The organism is Streptomyces sp. TG1A-8 (genome assembly GCF_030499535.1).
Classification (GTDB): Bacteria; Actinomycetota; Actinomycetes; order Streptomycetales; family Streptomycetaceae; genus Streptomyces.
Genome location: NZ_JASTLB010000001.1, coordinates 698,023 through 715,698 on the forward strand (window position 1 = coordinate 698,023; position 17,676 = coordinate 715,698).

Consider the following 17,676-nt stretch of genomic DNA (forward strand, 5'->3'; position numbering starts at 1 on the left):
GGGGTCCGCTCAGGAGATCCCGAGTTCCCTGTCGATCAGGTCGAACATGTCCTGGTCGGAGGCGCCGGCCAGTTCCTCGTCCACGGCCGTGTGCTCCGGTTCGTCGGCCGGTTCCGGTGCCGCCCAGGTGTCGAGGAGGGTGCGCAGGGCGTCGACGAGCGCCTGTCGCTCGGCCGGGCCGGTCGCGTCCCGGTAGGCGGCCTCGACGTCCCGCAGCCGCGGGTCCGTGCCGCCGGCGCCCGTGGCCGCCGGGTCCGGGCCGTGGTCCGGCTCCGGGAGGAGTTCGGCGGCCAGGTGGTCGGCGAGCGCGCGCGGTGTCGGATGGTCGAAGACGACCGTCGCGGAGAGTTTGGCGCCGAGGGCGGCGCCGAGGCGGTTGCGCAGTTCCACCGCGGTCAGCGAGTCGAAGCCCATGTCGCGGAAGGCCCGTGCGGCCTTGACGGCGTCGCCGGGACCGAGTCCGAGGACGGCGCTCACGTGCGTGCGGACCAGGTCCACCAGGCGCCGCCGACGCCGGGCCTCGGGCAACGCGGCCAGCTCGCGCAGCAGTTCGTTTCCGGTGTCGTCCCCGCTCCGCGCGCCGGGGTCGGGGTCGCCGGCCCGGCCGGCCGCCGTCAGCTCCCGTGCCTCGGGCACCTCGTCGATCAGCGGACGGTGCCCGTGGGCGCAGTAGGCCGCCACGAAGCGGTCCCAGCGGATGTCCGCGACGACCAGCGCGGTGTCCCGCGCGGTGACGGCGTCGCGCAGGGCGCGCACGGCGAGCCGCGGCTCCATGGCGGGCACGCCGCGGCGCAGCAGCTGCTCGCCCACCTCCTCGTCGACCATGCCGCCGCCGGCCCAGGCGCCCCAGGCGATCGCCGTGGCGGGCAGCCCCTCGGCGCGGCGCCGTTCGGCGAGGGCGTCGAGGAAGGCGTTGGCCCCGGCGTACGGCGCCTGGCCGCCGTTGCCCCAGACGCCCGCCCCGGAGGAGAAGAGGACGAAGGCGTCGAGCGGCTGCCCGGCGAGCAGGTCGTGGAGGTTCCGCGCCCCCGTGACCTTGGCCTCCATCAGGGCGATCGCCTCCTCGTCGGTCATCTCGGCCAGCGGCCGGGCCCGGTCCACCGCGCCCGCCGTGTGTACGACCGCGGTCAGCGGGAAGCCGTCCGGCACCGAGTCCAGGAGCCGGGCGAGCGCCCCGCGGTCGGCCACGTCGCAGGCGGCGACGGTGACCGCGCAGCCGTGCGAGGCCAGTTCCCGCTCCAGCTCCGCGGCGCCGGGCGCGTCGGGTCCGCGCCGGCCGGCCAGCAGCAGGTGCTCGGCGCCCGCGCGGGCCAGGTCACGGGCCACGTGCGCGCCGAGGGCACCGGTGCCTCCGGTGATCAGGACGGTTCCGCGCGGACGCCACGGCGCGTCGGCCCCGGCACGCGCGCCCAACGGGGAGCGCACCATGCGCCGCACGTGCGTGCCGCCGGGACGCAGGGCGTACTCCGTCTCGCGCCCCGGTCCGGCCGGGCCGCCGAGCAGCGGGAGCAGGTGGGTCAGCGATTCCTCGGCGGCGTCCGACGCCGGCAGGTCGACCAGTCCGCCGAAGCGCCCGGGGTCGTCCAGGCCGGCGACCCGGAGCAGTCCCCAGACGGCGGCCTGGGCGGGATCCGGGGTTTCCGTCCCGGCGTCGACCGCGACCGCTCCCCGGGTGACGCTCCACAGTGAGGCGTCGAGGCCCGCGTCGGCGAGGGCCTGGCTCAGCGCCATGGAGCCGAGGAGACCGCACGGGACTGTGGCACTCCGCCTGTCGACGCGGTCGTCGAGCGGCAGCAACGACAGCACTCCGGCGAGCGGTGTCCCGGGAACGGCGGCGGCCAACCGGGTGGCGAGCACCACGCGGTCCGTCCGGTCGCCCGGTACGGCGAACCGGACGACGCGTGCACCCGCCCCCTCCAGCGTCTTGTGGGTCGCCGTCGTGAACGCGTCGTCCTCGAGGTGTCCGGGTACGGCGAGGAGCCAGGTGCCGTCCAGTGCCGCGGTGTCCGCGTCCGGGGGCGTGCCGGGAGCGGTGTGGGGCCGCCACACCACCCGGTACCGCCAGCCGTCCAGCGTCGCCCGCTCCCGCCGCCCCTCACGCCAGGCGGCCAGCGCGGGCACCAACGACTCCAGCCCCTCGGTGTCCGCCAGCCCCAACGTCCGCGCGAACCGCCCCAGATCACCCTCCCGGACCGTCCGCCAGAACTCCTCCTCCACCGGGTCGGCCGCCGCCTGCGCACCCTTCGGCGCGTCCAGCCAGAACCGCTGACGCTGGAAGGGATAGGTGGGCAGCTCCACCCGCCGCGGCGACAGCCCCTCGAACGCGGGCGTCCAGTCCACCCCCACACCACGCGCCCAGGCCTCGCCCAGCGACAGGTAGAACCGCTCCAGACCCCCCTGACCCCGACGCAGCGTCCCCACCACGGCCGCGTCACTCCCCGCGGCCTCCACCGTCTCCGCCACCGGCACCGTCAGCACCGGATGCGGACTCATCTCCAAGAACGCACCATGCCCCTCGGCCACCAACTGGGCAATAACCGGCTCCAACTGCACCGTCTGACGCAGATTGCGGTACCAGTACCCGCCATCGGTCTCAGCCGACTCAACCCACCGCCCCGTCACCGTCGACAAGAACGGAACCCGCGGAACCAACGCCTGAACCGGAGCCAGCAACCGCGCCAGCTCCCCCTCTACCTCCTCCACATGAGCCGAGTGCGAGGCATAATCCACCTCCACCCGACGCACCCGCACACCCGACTCCTCAGCACACACCACCAACTCATCCAGCGCGTCCGCATCCCCCGACACCACCGTCGACGACGGCCCATTGACCGCAGCCACCGACACACGACCCACCCACGGCCGCACGAACTCCTCAACCGCCCCCCGCGACAAAGCAACCGACACCATGCCACCACGACCCGCCAACGCCCTGAGCACACCACTACGCAACGCCACCACCCGCGCCGCATCCCGCACACTCAACGCACCCGACACACACGCAGCAGCAATCTCACCCTGCGAATGCCCCACCACCGCAGCAGGCCGCACACCAAACGACTCCCACAACGCAGCCAGCGACACCATCACCGCCCACAACACCGGCTGCACCACATCCACCCGATCCAGCTCCGGAGCACCCTCCACACCCCGCACCACATCGAACACCGACCACCCGACAAACCCCTCAAGCGCCCCCGCACACTCCGCGAACCGAGCAGCGAACACCGGCGAGGAATCCAACAACTCCACCGCCATCCCCACCCACTGCGCCCCCTGACCCGGAAACACGAACACCGGCGAACACGCCGACGCCAGCACCGAACCCGACACCACCGGCTCCCCACCCACCAGCACCGCCCGGTGCTCGAAAGCCGACCGACCCGACACCAACGACCACGCCACATCCACCCGGTGGGCGTTCCCGGTGTCCACGTAGCCGGCCACCTGCCGGATCTGCTCGGTCAGAGCCCTTTCCGACCGTGCCGACACCAGGAGCGGGAGTGCGGCGGTCTCACGGCGCGGGTCCCCGGCGCGCGCGGACGCTCCGGATGCCCCGTCGTCCTCCGGGGCCTCGATGATGACGTGGGCGTTGGTGCCGCTGATGCCGAACGAGGACACGCCCGCCCGGCGCGGACGCCCCTCGCCCTCCTCCCACGGCCGGCTCTGCGCCAGCAGCTCCACCGCGCCCTCCGCCCAGTCCACGAACGGCGACGGCTCCTCCGCACGCAGGGACCTGGGCAGCACGCCCTCACGCATCGCCTGCACCATCTTGATCACACCGGCCATGCCGGAAGCGGCCTGGGCGTGGCCGATGTTGGACTTCACCGACCCCAGCCACAGCGGGCGCTCCGCGGGCCGGTCCTGGCCGTAGGTGGCCAGCAGCGCCTGCGCCTCGATCGGGTCACCCAGCTTGGTACCCGTACCGTGCGCCTCCACCACGTCCACGTCCGCCGCCGACAACCCCGCGTCCGCCAGGGCCGCCCGGATCACCCGCTGCTGCGACGGACCGTTCGGCGCCGTCAGACCGTTGGACGCACCGTCCTGGTTGATGGCCGAGCCCCGCACGACGGCCAGCACCTGGTGGCCGTTGGCGCGCGCGTCCGACAGCCGCTCCAGCAGCAGCACACCCACGCCCTCGGACAGCGCGAACCCGTCGGCGTCCCTGGAGAAGGGCTTGCAGCGGCCGTCGGGGGCGAGGGCACGCTGCCTGCTGAAGGCCACGAACGCTCCGGGACCCGACATCACCGTGGCCGCCCCGGCGACCGCGAGGCCGCACTCGCCGGAGCGCAGGGCGCGCACCGCCAGGTGCAGGGCGACCAGGGAGGACGAGCACGCCGTGTCGACCGTCACCGCCGGACCCTCCAGACCCAGCGCGTAGGCGATGCGCCCGGAGGCCACGCTGGCGGCGGCGCCGGTGGCGAGGTACCCCTCGTTCTCTCCGGAGGCGGTGCGCAACCGGTCGGCGTACTCCTGGTCCGTCAGGCCGACGTAGACACCGGTGGTGGAGCCTCGCAGGGTGCGCGGGTCGATGCCGGCGCGTTCGAGGGCCTCCCAGGTGGTCTCCAGCAGCAGGCGCTGCTGCGGGTCCATCGCCGTCGCCTCGCGCGGCGAGATGCCGAAGAAGGCCGCGTCGAATCCGGCGGGGTCGTCGAGGAAGCCGCTCTCGCGGACGTAGCTGGTGCCGAGGTGGTCGGGGTCGGCGTCGTACAGGGCCTCCAGGTCCCAGCCGCGGTCGGCGGGGAACGGGGCGATGGCGTCCGCCTCCTCGCTGACCAGCCGCCACAGGTCCTCGGGGCTGCGCACGCCGCCGGGGAACCGGCAGCCCATCGACACGATCGCGATCGGCTCGTCCTCCTCGCCCGGGTCGGCCGCCCGGGTCGTGGCCGGGGCCGGGGACCGGGACGTGTCGGACTGTTCGCCGCCGAACGCCTGCTCGTGCAGGAACGCCGCGAGCGCCGTGATGCTGGGGTGGTCGAAGACCACCGTGGTGGGCAGCTTCAGCCCGGTCGCCCGGCTGAGCCGGTCGCGCAGGGCGACCGCGGTGAGGGAGTCGAAGCCCATCTCCTTGAACGCCGCCTGCGCACCGAGCGCTCCGGCGTCGGTGTGCCCGAGGGTGGCGGCCACCTGGGCGGCGACGAGACCGCGCAGCGCGTCGGCGCGCCGGGCCGGTTCCAGGGCGGCGATGTCGGCGAGTGCCGCGCTGCGTGCCTGCGCGGGGGCGTCGGCCGACTGCTCCGACGCGTCGCGGACGGCGGGCAGTTCGGTGAGCAGGGGACTGGGGCGCACGGAGGTGAACACCTCGGCGAAACGCCGCCAGTCGACGTCGGCCAGGGCCACGAACGTGTCGTCGTGGTCCAGCGCCTGCTGCAGGCCGGTGATCGCGGTCGCCGGTTCGATGACCGGTACGCCCCGGCGGCGCAGGTCGCCCTGCACCGACTCGGCGATCATGCCACCGCCGGCCCAGGGCCCCCAGGCCACCGACAGCACGGGGGCGCCCTCGGCCCGCCGTCGCTCGGCGCGCGCGTCGAGGACGGCGTTCGCGGCGGCGTACGCACCGTGCTCGGCGACGCCCCAGGTGCCGGAGATGGACGAGAAGTGGACCACGGTGTCCAGTTGCTCCGGGTCCAGCACGGCGTCGAGGTGGGCCGCGCCGAGGACCTTGCCGGAGAACGTGGCGGCGAGGTCGTCGACACCCGTCTCCGCCAGGGGGCCGAGCACGCTCACGCCGGCCGCGTGCACGACCGCCCGTACCGGGTCGCCCTGGTCGGCCAGGTGCGCGACCAGCTCGGCCACGGCGCGCCGGTCGGCCATGTCGCATGCGGCGGCGGTGACGCGGGTCCCGTACGGCTCCAGCGTCGCCCGCAGTTCGGCGAGGTGCGGTCCGTCGCCCCGCCGGCCGGTGAGGACGAGGTGCTCGGCGCCGTTGCCGGCGAGCCAGCGGGCCACGTGGGCGCCCAGTGCCCCGGTACCGCCGGTGACGAGCACGGTGCCCCGGGGCCGCCAGGCGCGGCGGGCAGCGGCCCGTGCGGGTGCCTGGACGAGCCGCCGGCCGAACAGGGTTCCGTTGCGCACGGCGACCTGGTCCTCGGCACCGCCCGCCGCGACGGCGTCCGCCAGGAGCGGGAGCGCTGCGGCCGTGCCCTCGGTGGGCAGGTCGGCCAGACCGCCCCACCGCCTGGGGTACTCCAGGGCCGCGGTCCTGCCCAGGCCCCAGGTGGCCGCCTGCTCGGGCGCCGAGGGTGCGTCGTCCGTGCCGGTGCCGACGGCTCCCCTGGTCACGCACCACAGGGGGGCTTCGATCTCCGCGTCGCCGAGCGCCTGGACGAGCGTCAGCGTCGCGGCGAGCCCCGTCGGCACGGCCTCCCGCGCCGGATGCGGCCGCACGTCGAGCGGCAGGAGCGAGAGGACCCTCGTGAACGGGGTGTCCGCACCGGTCCGGGCGAGCAGGTCCGCCCACCGCCCGCGGTCCGCGTCCGCCGCGTCGAGCGTCAGGACCACGGTTTCGACGCCTCGGTCGTTCAGCGTGGAGTCGAGGGCCACGACGAGTGCCTCCTCGCCCGTTCCCGCCGGGGCGACGACGAGCCAGGCGCCGTCCGGCCGCGTGGAACGCGGCCGGGGCAGAGCCCGCCAGACGATCCGGTGCCGCCAGCCGTCCACCAGCGCGCGCTCACGGCGGGTGCGCCGCCACTCGGCCAACGCCGGCATCACGTCCTTGAGCTCTTCCTGCGGCGAGACCCCCAGGGCGTCCGCCAGCAGGGCGGGGTCGCCCGACTCGACGGTCCGCCAGAAGTCGTCCTCCACCGGGTCGGCCGCCGCCTGCGCACCCTTCGGCGCGTCCAGCCAGAACCGCTGGCGCTGGAAGGGATAGGTGGGCAGCTCCACCCGCCGCGGCGACAGCCCCTCGAACGCGGGCGTCCAGTCCACCCCCACGCCGCGGGTCCAGGCCTCGCCCAGCGACAGGTAGAACCGCTCCAGACCCCCCTGACCCCGACGCAGCGTCCCCACCACGGCCGCGTCACTCCCCGCGGCCTCCACCGTCTCGGCGACGGGCACCGTCAGCACCGGATGCGGACTCATCTCCAAGAACGCACCATGCCCCTCGGCCACCAACTGGGCAATAACCGGCTCCAACTGCACCGTCTGACGCAGATTGCGGTACCAGTACCCGCCATCGGTCTCAGCCGACTCAACCCACCGCCCCGTCACCGTCGACAAGAACGGAACCCGCGGAACCAACGCCTGAACCGGAGCCAGCAACCGCGCCAGCTCCCCCTCTACCTCCTCCACATGAGCCGAGTGCGAGGCATAATCCACCTCCACCCGACGCACCCGCACACCCGACTCCTCAGCACACACCACCAACTCATCCAGCGCGTCCGCATCCCCCGACACCACCGTCGACGACGGCCCATTGACCGCAGCCACCGACACACGACCCACCCACGGCCGCACGAACTCCTCAACCGCCCCCCGCGACAAAGCAACCGACACCATGCCACCACGACCCGCCAACGCCCTGAGCACACCACTACGCAACGCCACCACCCGCGCCGCATCCCGCACACTCAACGCACCCGACACACACGCAGCAGCAATCTCACCCTGCGAATGCCCCACCACCGCAGCAGGCCGCACACCGAACGACTCCCACAACGCAGCCAGCGACACCATCACCGCCCACAACACCGGCTGCACCACATCCACCCGATCCAGCCCCGGAGCACCCTCCACACCCCGCACCACATCGAACACCGACCACCCGACAAACCCCTCAAGCGCCCCCGCACACTCCGCGAACCGAGCAGCGAACACCGGCGAGGAATCCAACAACTCCACCGCCATCCCCACCCACTGCGCCCCCTGACCCGGAAACACGAACACCGGCGAACACGCCGACGCCAGCACCGAACCCGACACCACCGGCTCCCCACCCACCAGCACCGCCCGGTGCTCGAAAGCCGACCGACCCGACACCAACGACCACGCCACATCCACCCGGTGGGCGTTCCCGGTGTCCACGTAGCCGGCCACCTGCCGGATCTGCTCGGTCAGAGCCCTTTCCGACCGTGCCGACACCAGGAGCGGGAGTGCGGCGGTCTCACGGCGCGGGTCCCCGGCGCGCGCGGACGCTCCGGATGCCCCGTCGTCCTCCGGGGCCTCGATGATGACGTGGGCGTTGGTGCCGCTGATGCCGAACGAGGACACGCCCGCCCGGCGCGGACGCCCCTCGCCCTCCTCCCACGGCCGGCTCTGCGCCAGCAGCTCCACCGCGCCCTCCGCCCAGTCCACGAACGGGGACGGCTCGTCGGCGTGCAGGGACCTGGGCAGCACGCCCTCACGCATCGCCTGCACCATCTTGATCACACCGGCCATGCCGGAAGCGGCCTGGGCGTGGCCGATGTTGGACTTCACCGACCCCAGCCACAGCGGGCGCTCCGCGGGCCGGTCCTGGCCGTAGGTGGCCAGCAGCGCCTGCGCCTCGATCGGGTCACCCAGCTTGGTACCCGTACCGTGCGCCTCCACCACGTCCACGTCCGCCGCCGACAACCCCGCGTCCGCCAGGGCCGCCCGGATCACCCGCTGCTGCGACGGACCGTTCGGCGCCGTCAGACCGTTGGACGCACCGTCCTGGTTCACGGCCGAACCCCGCACCACCGCCAGCACCCGGTGGCCGTTGGCGCGCGCGTCCGACAGCCGCTCCAGCAGCAGCACACCCACGCCCTCGGCCCAGTTGGTGCCGTCGGCACCGGCGGCGAAGGGCTTGCAGCGGCCGTCGGGGGCCAGTCCGCGCTGGCGGCTGAACTCGACGAACATGCCGGGGCTGGACATGACGGTGGCGCCGGCCGCCAGGGCGAGGCTGCATTCGCCGGAGCGCAGGGCGCGCACCGCCAGGTGCAGGGCGACCAGGGAGGACGAGCACGCCGTGTCGACCGTCACCGCCGGACCCTCCAGACCCAGCGCGTAGGCGATGCGCCCGGAGGCCACGCTGGCGGTGGTCCCGGTGAGGACGTGGCCTTCGCAGGCCGCGTCGGCCTCGTGGAGGCGGGGCCCGTACTCGGGGGCGGTGGCGCCCACGAAGACGCCGGTGTCGGTGGCCGCGAGGCGGCGCGGGTCGAGGCCCGCGCGCTCGACGGTCTCCCAGGCGGTCTCCAGCAGCAGGCGCTGCTGCGGGTCCATCGCCGTCGCCTCGCGCGGCGAGATGCCGAAGAACCCTGCGTCGAACCGGGTGGCGTCGTCGAGGAAGCCTCCGGTGCGCACGTAGGTGGTGCCGGAGCGTTCGGGGTCGTCGTCGAAGAGGGCGTCCAGGTCCCAGCCGCGGTCGGCGGGGAACGGGGCGATGGCGTCCGCCTCCTCGCTGACCAGCCGCCACAGGTCCTCGGGGCTGCGCACGCCGCCGGGGAAGCGGCAGCCCATCGACACGATCGCGATCGGCTCGTCCTCGCCGCCGGGGCGGGAGCCGCCGGGGCGCGTGGCCCGGCCGGTGTCCGGGGTGCCGTCCTGTGCGGTGGACAGGTGCCGGGCCAGGCGGGACGGCGTCGGGTACGCGTAGACGGCGGTCGCCGGCAGCGGCAGTCCGGTGAGGTGGTTGAGACGGTCCCGCAGCTCCACCGCGGTCACGGAGTCGATGCCGAGGTCCTTGAAGGAGCGCTGCGGGTCGATGCCGCCGGGGTCCGGGTGGCCGAGGACGACGGCGGTGCTGTCGCGGACCAGGTCCAGGGCGTCGTCGGCGGTGAGTGCCGGAGGCTGTGCGGGTGCGGGACCGGTGGTCGTGTCCGGGGCGGAGGCCGCCGGGGAGGCCTCCGCCGGGGCAGGGGCGGGCGTGGTCCGGCCGGCCGGTGCGGGGACGTCCCCGATCCAGTGGCGGCGGCGCTGGAAGGCGTAGGTCGGCAGTGCGACGCGGCGGGGCGCGAGTGCGCCGAAGGCGGGCGTCCAGTCGATGGCGGCGCCCCGGGTCCACAGGGCGCCGAGCGCGGTCTGGAAGCGGGCGGGGCCGCCGTCGTCGCGGCGCAGGGTGCCGGTGACGACCGCCTGGTCGCGGCCGGCGGCGGACTCCACCGTCTCCTGCACGGGCGCGGTGAGCACCGGGTGCGGGCTGACCTCCACGAAGGCTCCGTGTCCGGCGGCGACCAGGGTGCGCACGGCGTCTTCGAGCAGTACGGGCCGGCGCAGGTTGTCGTACCAGTACCGGGCGTCCGTGGCGGGGCCCCGGAGCCAGTCGCCGGTGACGGTGGACAGGAAGGGGATGCGGGGCGGCCGGGGGGTGATGGGGGCCAGCAGCCGCAGCATCTCCTCGCGGGCGGGCTCGACGTGCGCGGAGTGGGAGGCGTAGTCGATGCCGACGCGGCGGGCACGGACCTGTTCGCGTTCGGCGGTCGCCAGGAGGTCGGTGAGGGTGCCGGCGTCGGTGGAGACCACGACGGAGGCCGGTCCGTTGAGGGCGGCGACGGTGACGCGGTCGCCCCACCGGCCGATGAAGCGGCGGGTGTCGGCCTCGGACAGGGCGAGCGAGACCATGCCGCTGAGGCCTTCCAGCGGGACCAGGACCTTGCTGCGCAGCGCGACGACGAGGGCCGCGTCCTCCAGGCTGAGGGCGCCGGCGACGCAGGCGGCGGCGATCTCGCCCTGGGAGTGGCCGATGACGGCGGCGGGCCGGACGCCGTACTCCTCCCACAGGGCGGCCAGGGAGACCATGACGGCCCACAGCACGGGCTGGACGACGTCGGAGCGGTCCAGACCCGGTGCGCCGGGGTCGCCGCGCAGGATGGCGTGCGGGTCCCAGTCGACGTGGGGGGAGAGCGCCCGGGCGCACTCGGCGAGGCGCTGGGCGAACACCGGTTCGGCGGCGAGGAGTTCGGCGGCCATGCCGGCCCACTGGCTGCCCTGGCCGGGGAAGACGAGGACGGGCCGGTCGATGTCGCCGTTCACGGCGGTGGCGGGCAGGGCGGTGCGCAGGTCGCGCAGGGGGCGGTCGGTGTCCGTGCCGGAGGCCACGGCCCGGTACGCGTGGTGGGCCCGGGTGGTGAGCAGGGACCAGGCGGTGTCGACGGGGTCCGGCCGGTTGTCGCGGACGTGGCCGGCGAGGCGTTCGGCCTGGGCGCGCAGGGCTTCGGGGGTGCGGGCGGACAGCAGCCAGGGGACGACGGCGGGGGTGTCGCGGGCGGGGCGGGGCTCGGCGGCGGCCGGGACGGGTGCCGCTTCGAGGACCAGGTGGGCGTTGGTACCGCCCATCCCGAAGGAGGAGACGCCGGCGCGCAGCGGGCGGCCCGCCCGGGCCGGGGTCCAGGGGGCGGTCTCCAGCTGGACGCGGAGGTTGAGGGTGTCCAGGTCGATGGCGGGGTGGGCCTCGCGGTGGTTGAGCGTGGGCACGAGCCGGGCGTGCGACAGGCACAGGACGGTCTTGATCAGACCGGCGATGCCCGCGGCACCCTCCAGGTGGCCGATGTTGGTCTTCACCGACCCGACCGCGAGGGGTGCGGACCGGCCGGCCGCGGTGCCGAGGACGGCGCCGAGTGCGGCGGCCTCGACGGGGTCGCCGGCCCTGGTGCCGGTGCCGTGGAGCTCGACGTAGTCGATGTCGGCGGGGTCGACGTCGGCGCGGGCGCAGGCGGCGCGCAGGACGGCGGCCTGGGCGTCGGCGTCGGGGGTGGTGAGGCTGAGGCCGGTGCCGTCGTTGTTGACCGCGCCGCCGCGCACCACGGCGTGGACGTGGTCGCCGTCGGCGAGCGCGCGGGAGAGGAGCTTGAGGACGACGACTCCACCGCCCTCACCGCGTACGTAGCCGTTGGCGCGCGCGTCGAAGGTGTGGCAGGCGCCGTCGGGGCTGAGGGCGCCGAACTGGGCGGCGGCCCGGGTGCTGTCGGGGCTGAGGTTGAGGTGGACGCCGCCGGCGAGGGCGAGGTCGCAGTCGCCGGAGCGGAGGCCGTCGCAGGCGAGGTGGACGGCGACGAGGGAGGAGGACTGGGCGCTGTCCACGGTCATGCTGGGGCCGTTGGCGCCCAGGACGTAGGACAGCCGGTTGGCGATGAGGGCGCGGTTGAGGCCGGTGAGGGTGTGGTGGCCGATTCCGTCCGGGCCCTGCCGGCGGACGACGTCGGCGTAGTCGCACACGTCGGCGCCCAGGAAGACGCCGGTGGCGCGCGGCGTTCCGGTGGGCGGGATGCCGGCGTTCTCCAGTGCCTCCCAGCCCAGTTCGAGGGCCAGCCGGGCCTGCGGGTCCATGGCGTCGGCCTCGCGGGGCGAGATGCCGAAGAAGGCGGCGTCGAAGTCGGCCGGCGCGGTGAGGTGGCCGGCCCGGTGGGGTGCGGTGGCGCCCCGGGGTGCCGGGTAGCCGTCGTGCGGTGCCCCGGCCCGGCGGTCCGCCGGGGTGTCGGTGACCGCGCTGCGTCCTTGGCTGAGCAGTTCCCAGAAGGCGGCCGGGTCATCGGCTCCCGGCAGCCTGCACGCGAGGCCGACGACGGCCACGGGCTCGTGGCCCGGGGCGGTGGGGCGGGCGTCGGCGGGCACCGGCTCGGTCATCGATGGCACTCCAAACACCAAGGGCAGGGGCAGCCCTCACGGTGGCATGCGGTGACGTGCGGTGGACGGCCCGGCGGAATGCTCTAGGGAAATGTCTAGGCGGCTCGGCGGCCATTGCCGCGGGCGTTCCCGCGCCGCGGATCGGGCGCCGCAATTCCGTCGCACATAGCCGGTCCGGGAACCGGGCGCAAGAGCGGGACTCTAGGCGCATGCTGGAATTACCGGGGGCAGGATCGCCGGGTGGCCGTCGGGTGCCGTCGCATTCGCGCGGACGGCGCGGAACGGGGTTTTCCCGCCGGTGGGCCGCGCTCGTGGCCGTGGCCGTGCTGCCGGTGAGAGAAGAGGGCGGAAGGATGACCGCGACGACCCTGCTGAGGCCGTCCCGTTCCGAGGAGTTGCGCATCCGGTCCCGGCTGGCCGCGTCCGCCGCGGCCCGCGACGGCGGAGTGCTGAGCAACGCCCGGCTCGCCGAGTGGCTCGAGGACCGGCGCCGGGCACAGGCGCAGCGCGTGGAGCGGGTGCCGTTCGCCGAACTTGCCGGCTGGGGGTTCGACGAGGAGACCGGTGACCTGCGGCACCGCAGCGGGCGGTTCTTCACCGTGCACGGGCTGCGGGTGCGCTCGGACTTCGGCCCGGTGGCGGAGTGGGACCAGCCGATCATCGACCAGCCGGAGATCGGGATCCTCGGCATCGCGCTGCGCGACTTCGACGGCGTGCCGCACCTGCTGATGCAGGCGAAGTCGGAGCCCGGCAACGTCAACGGTGTGCAGCTGTCGCCGACGGTGCAGGCGACGCGGAGCAACTACACCCGTGTGCACGGCGGTTCGGCTGTCCCGTACCTGGACTGCTTCCGGCGCCCCCGGCCGGGCTCGGTCGTGGCCGACGTGCTGCAGTCCGAGCAGGGCTCGTGGTTCCTGCGCAAACGGAACCGCAACATGATCGTCGAGGTCGGGCCGGAGGTGGAGGCGGGCGAGGACTTCGCCTGGCTGACGCTGGGTCAGGTCAACGCGCTGCTCGGCGCGGACGACACCGTGAACATGGACGCCCGGACGGTGCTGTCGTGCCTGCCGGACTGGCGGCAGGACGCCGGCGGCGCGGACCGGGCCCTGCACACGGACACGGAGGTCCGCAGCTGGATCACGCGGCGGCGGGCCGAGCACGAGGTCGTCGCCGCGCCGGTCGGGCTGGCGCGGCTGCGGGGCTGGCACCGCGACGAGCGGGCGGTCTCCCACGAGCGCGGTCAGCACTTCAGCGTGGTGGCGGTCGACGTGGCCTCGGGCCGGCGCGAGGTGCCCGCCTGGTCCCAGCCGCTGCTGCAACCGCACGGGGTGGGGCTGGCGGCGCTGTTCGTGCGCCGGGTGGACGGGGTGCCGCACGCACTGCTGCGGGCCCGCGCCGAGGCGGGCTTCGCGACGGTGGCGGAACTGGGGCCCACGGTGCAGTGCACGCCGGAGAACTACGCGCACCTGCCCGAGGAGGTTCGGCCCCCGTACCTGGCCGAGGCGCTCGCGTGGCGGGAGAAGGCGGTGTACGACGTGGTCCAGTCGGAGGAGGGGGGCCGCTTCCTGCACGCGCGCAGCCACTACGCGGTCATCGAGGTGGAGGACGCGCTGCCTCTCGTCTCGGACGAGTTCCAGTGGGTGTCCCGTCCTCAGATCGAGGACCTGCTGCGCTACAGCCATCATCTGAACGTGCAGGCCAGGACGCTGGTCGCGGCCCTGAGGACACTGTCGTGACCGGGCGCGGGGAGCCCGTGCGGCTGGGGGTGGTGGGCACCTCGTCGATCGCGTGGCGCCGGGTGCTGCCCACCGCGGCGGCAGCCCCCGAGGTGGAAGTCGTCGCCGTGGCCGGGCGTTCGCCGCACAAGACGGAACGGTTCGCCGGACGGTTCGGGTGCGCGGCGGAGGAGAGCGAGGAGACGCTGCTGGCCCGGCCGGACGTGGAGGCGGTCTACATCTCGACGCCGACCGCCCTGCACCACGCGTCGGCGGAGCGCGCACTGCTGGCGGGCAAGCACGTCCTGGTGGAGAAGCCGGCCGGCGTGGACGCCGCCGAGGCCCGTGCCCTGGCCGGGCTGGCCGCGGAGCGCGGGCTGGTGCTGCGGGAGAACTTCATGTTCCTGCACCATCCGCAGCACGACTTCGTCAGGGACCTGGTGGACCGCGGGCGGCTCGGCCGGCTCGCCTCCTTCCGGGCGGCGTTCTGCATCCCGCCGCTGCCCTCCGACGACATCCGCCACGACCCGGCGCTCGGTGGCGGGGCGCTCCTCGACGTCGGGGTGTACCCCCTGCGGGCCGCGGCCCTGCTGCTCGGCCCGGAACTGCGGGTGGCCGGGGCCACGCTGCGCACCCGGGCCTCGGACGGACTGGACCTGTCCGGGCAGGCGCTCCTGGTGTCACGGACGGGTGTGCTGGCCGAGGTCGCCTTCGGGTTCGAGCACGCCTACGCCTCCACCTACACCCTGTGGGGGGACCGGGCGCGGGTGACGGTGCCCTGGGCGTTCACCCCGCCCCCCGCCCACCGTCCCGAGGTCGTCCTGGAGGAGCAGGACCACGAGGAGCGGTTCACCCTTCCGGCGGCCGACCAGTTGGCCTCGTGCCTGGCCGGGTTCGCCGATGCGGTACGCCGTGGCGGGGAACGGCGGACCGCGGCGTCACCCGCCGCCGCCGTCGCGGCGATGGAGGTGGTCGACGCGGTGCGCGAGACGGCGCTGAGAGTGCCCGTCGGCTGAGCGGGGTCGCCCGGGCGCGGCGGGACAGGACAACCGGAACACGATCAGGCTGATTTGAATAGATGATGGCCAAGGCAGCTCAGGCGAACGCTCGTACTTTCACCCAAAAGGCACGGAGGGCCCAGATAATTGAGGCAGCCATCGAGACCCTGGCCGAAGCCGGTTATGCGAAGGCCACCTTCAGCAGGATTTCCCAGCAGGCCGAACTGTGCAGCACGGGCCTGATCTCGTACCACTTCTCCGGTAAGCCGGAGCTCCTGCGCGAGGCCGCCCGCACCATCGTGGCGCAGGCCGAATCGGTGGCGGGCTCGCGCATCGGCACGGAGCGCACCTACCGCGGGAAGCTCAACGCGTACATCGCGGCCAGCTTCGAGTTCGTCGTCCGGTATCCGGTCCACACGCGGGCGCTGACGGAGATCGTGGCGATGATCCGCGACCGGCGCATCACGGGCCTGGACGAGGTCGAGCACACCCTCATGTCCGTGGACCGTCTGGCGAGCCTGCTCGAACGCGGGCGCAGAGCGGGCGAGTTCGGTACCTTCGACAGCCTCGCGATGGCCCTCGCCATCCGCGGTGCCATCGACAACGTCCTGTGCCACCACTTCCGTACGGCGGAAGTCGACCTGAACCACTGTGCCCGGGAGCTGACGACCATGTTCGACCGCTGCACCCGGCCAGCCTGACATCCGGCTGCGGCCGGCGCGCGGCCTCCGGGCCTTCCACAGGGAGCACGTTCATGAAACCCCCCACGTCCCGTCCCGACTCGCCGGCCTCCCCCGCGGCCCACGGCGAGGACGACCACTCCGCGTCCGACAGCGCCCCCTCGTCCCGCTGGGGCTTCGTGGTGACGGTGGTCTGCGACATCGCCCTGCCCGTCGGGCTCTACTACCTGCTGCGTGCCGCCGGCGCGTCGGAGATCGTCGCCCTGCTGCTGAGCGGTTCCGCACCCGCCCTGCACGCGCTGTACTCCGCCGTCCGCCACCGCAGGGTGGACGCCGTCGGCGTGTTCACCCTCGCCCTGCTGCTGCTGAGCGCCGGGGCCTCCCTGCTCACCTCCGATCCGCGGATCGCCCTGGCCCGCAACGGGCTGTTCACCGCGCTCGCCGGTGTCTGGCTGCTGGTCACCCTGTTCATGGCGCGTCCCTTCACCTACCTGGCGCTGCGCACCCTGGTGCAGGGCCGGGCGGACCTGCTGGAGCGGCTGTGGACGTCCGACGCGGCCTTTCGCCGGGTGTGGCGCGCGCTGACCGTGCTGTGGGGGGTGGGGCTGCTGTGCGACGCGGCGGTGCGGCTGGTGATGGCCTACACGCTGCCCGTCGACACCGTGCCGGCGCTGGACGCGGGCCTGTACGCCGTGTCCTGGGTCGTGCTGCAGATCATCACCCAGGTCGTGCTGTTCCGCACCGGAACCCTCAAGAAGGTTTTCGGTGATCTGCGTCCGGGCCACCGCTCCTCCCGCGGCACGCCGGACGCGTCACCGGACACCCGCCCCTGACCGTGCGCCCGGCCGACGTGCCGCCGGCGTGGGGCCGCGCCCCGGACGCGGGTGCCGCCGAGCCGGACGGTCGTGCCGGTCACCGGCGGGTGCCTTCCTCGCGGATGAGGACCTTGCCGGGGTTGGACAGGTGGTGCGGGTCGAGGGCGTCCCCGACCGCCCGGTTCGGGGTCAGGACCGCGGGCCCCGCCTCCGCGCCGGGTGCGTCGAAGCCCGGGGAGCGGGTACACGCGCGGACACGGCTTCGGTGATGTTCCCGCGGGGAGGCGAACGGTGAGCGATTCTTCGTTGAGGGCGGTCGGCTGGGCGCGTTCGCTGCCGCTCGACACGACCGTCAAAGCCGCGCGCGACTGGGCGCGCGAGCACATGCAGTCCCTGGACTGGGCCGAGTCCTCGCCGGACACCGTGGACGCCGCGCTGCTGACCATCTCGGAACTGGTCACCAACGCCCACGTGCACGCGCACAGCGCGGCCGACCTGGTGCTGACGTGGGACGGCTCGTGTCTGCACGTCGCCGTGCACGACACCTCCTCCCACCTGCCCACGCCCCGCCCGGTCGACTTCGAGCGCCCGAACGGACGGGGCATGCTCCTGGTCGACGCCCTGTCCGACACCTGGCAGGCACGCCCCTGCCCGGCGGGCAAGATCGTGCACGCCTGCTTCCGGCCGTCGAAGGGTGACGCGGGCGACGGGGCGGGCACCGGCTGAGGGAACGGCGCCCGCGCCGGCCACGCGGGCCGCACGGGAAGGCCGGGACCGGGGCACCCGCCCGTACGCGCGCCCGTCCCCCCGCGGGGCCGAGGGCCTGATGGAGGATCAGCTTCGCCGCGCCCCTGGACGGGGTCCGCATTCCATGTTGTCATGCCCACTACTGTCCATGACAACGTTGTACTGGACCGGATCGATCACCTGTCCGCGATCATCCGTCCCA

6 protein-coding genes are annotated in these 17,676 nt (G+C 74.2%); 5 read left to right on the forward strand and 1 reads right to left on the reverse strand.

Annotated elements, in window-relative coordinates; translation table 11 throughout:
- Window positions 1-9 precede the first annotated feature (9 nt).
- On the reverse strand, window positions 10-12,519 hold the full coding sequence (locus QQY24_RS02835; protein ID WP_301971068.1) for a type I polyketide synthase: 12,510 nt from the start codon (window positions 12,517-12,519) through the stop codon (window positions 10-12).
- A gap of 353 nt (window positions 12,520-12,872) precedes the next feature.
- Between QQY24_RS02835 and QQY24_RS02840 the strand changes: the two genes are divergently transcribed.
- The 5 genes from QQY24_RS02840 (at window position 12,873) to QQY24_RS02860 (ending at window position 17,453) form a co-directional block, all read left to right on the forward strand.
- Entirely contained in the window at window positions 12,873-14,255 is a 1,383-nt protein-coding gene (locus QQY24_RS02840) for an NDP-hexose 2,3-dehydratase family protein (RefSeq protein WP_301971069.1), read from the forward strand.
- The gene (locus tag QQY24_RS02845; protein ID WP_301971070.1) at window positions 14,252-15,250 is read left to right on the forward strand and encodes a Gfo/Idh/MocA family protein; all 999 of its coding nucleotides are present in this window, start codon (window positions 14,252-14,254) and stop codon (window positions 15,248-15,250) included. Before QQY24_RS02840 ends, QQY24_RS02845 begins: the two co-directional genes overlap by 4 nt.
- Window positions 15,251-15,315: 65 nt before the next feature.
- Window positions 15,316-15,933, forward strand: coding sequence for a TetR family transcriptional regulator (locus QQY24_RS02850; protein WP_301971071.1), 618 nt, complete (start codon window positions 15,316-15,318; stop codon window positions 15,931-15,933).
- Window positions 15,934-15,986: 53 nt separating this feature from the next.
- Window positions 15,987-16,745 carry a VC0807 family protein gene (locus QQY24_RS02855; RefSeq protein WP_301971072.1) on the forward strand — a complete coding sequence of 253 codons (759 nt, stop codon included), beginning with the start codon at window positions 15,987-15,989 and terminating at the stop codon, window positions 16,743-16,745.
- Between the two features lie 273 nt (window positions 16,746-17,018).
- Window positions 17,019-17,453, forward strand: a complete 435-nt coding sequence (locus QQY24_RS02860; protein WP_301971073.1) for an ATP-binding protein — start codon at window positions 17,019-17,021, stop codon at window positions 17,451-17,453.
- Window positions 17,454-17,676: the final 223 nt, after the last annotated feature.

Bases quoted from the DNA above. Each gene is read 5' to 3' on its own strand.
- QQY24_RS02835 (WP_301971068.1), bottom strand. From the start codon at position 12,519: ATGACCGAGCCGGTGCCCGCCGACGCCCGCCCCACCGCCCCGGGCCAC.
- QQY24_RS02840 (WP_301971069.1), top strand. From the start codon at position 12,873: ATGACCGCGACGACCCTGCTGAGGCCGTCCCGTTCCGAGGAGTTGCGC.
- QQY24_RS02850 (WP_301971071.1), top strand. From the start codon at position 15,316: ATGGCCAAGGCAGCTCAGGCGAACGCTCGTACTTTCACCCAAAAGGCA.
- QQY24_RS02855 (WP_301971072.1), top strand. From the start codon at position 15,987: ATGAAACCCCCCACGTCCCGTCCCGACTCGCCGGCCTCCCCCGCGGCC.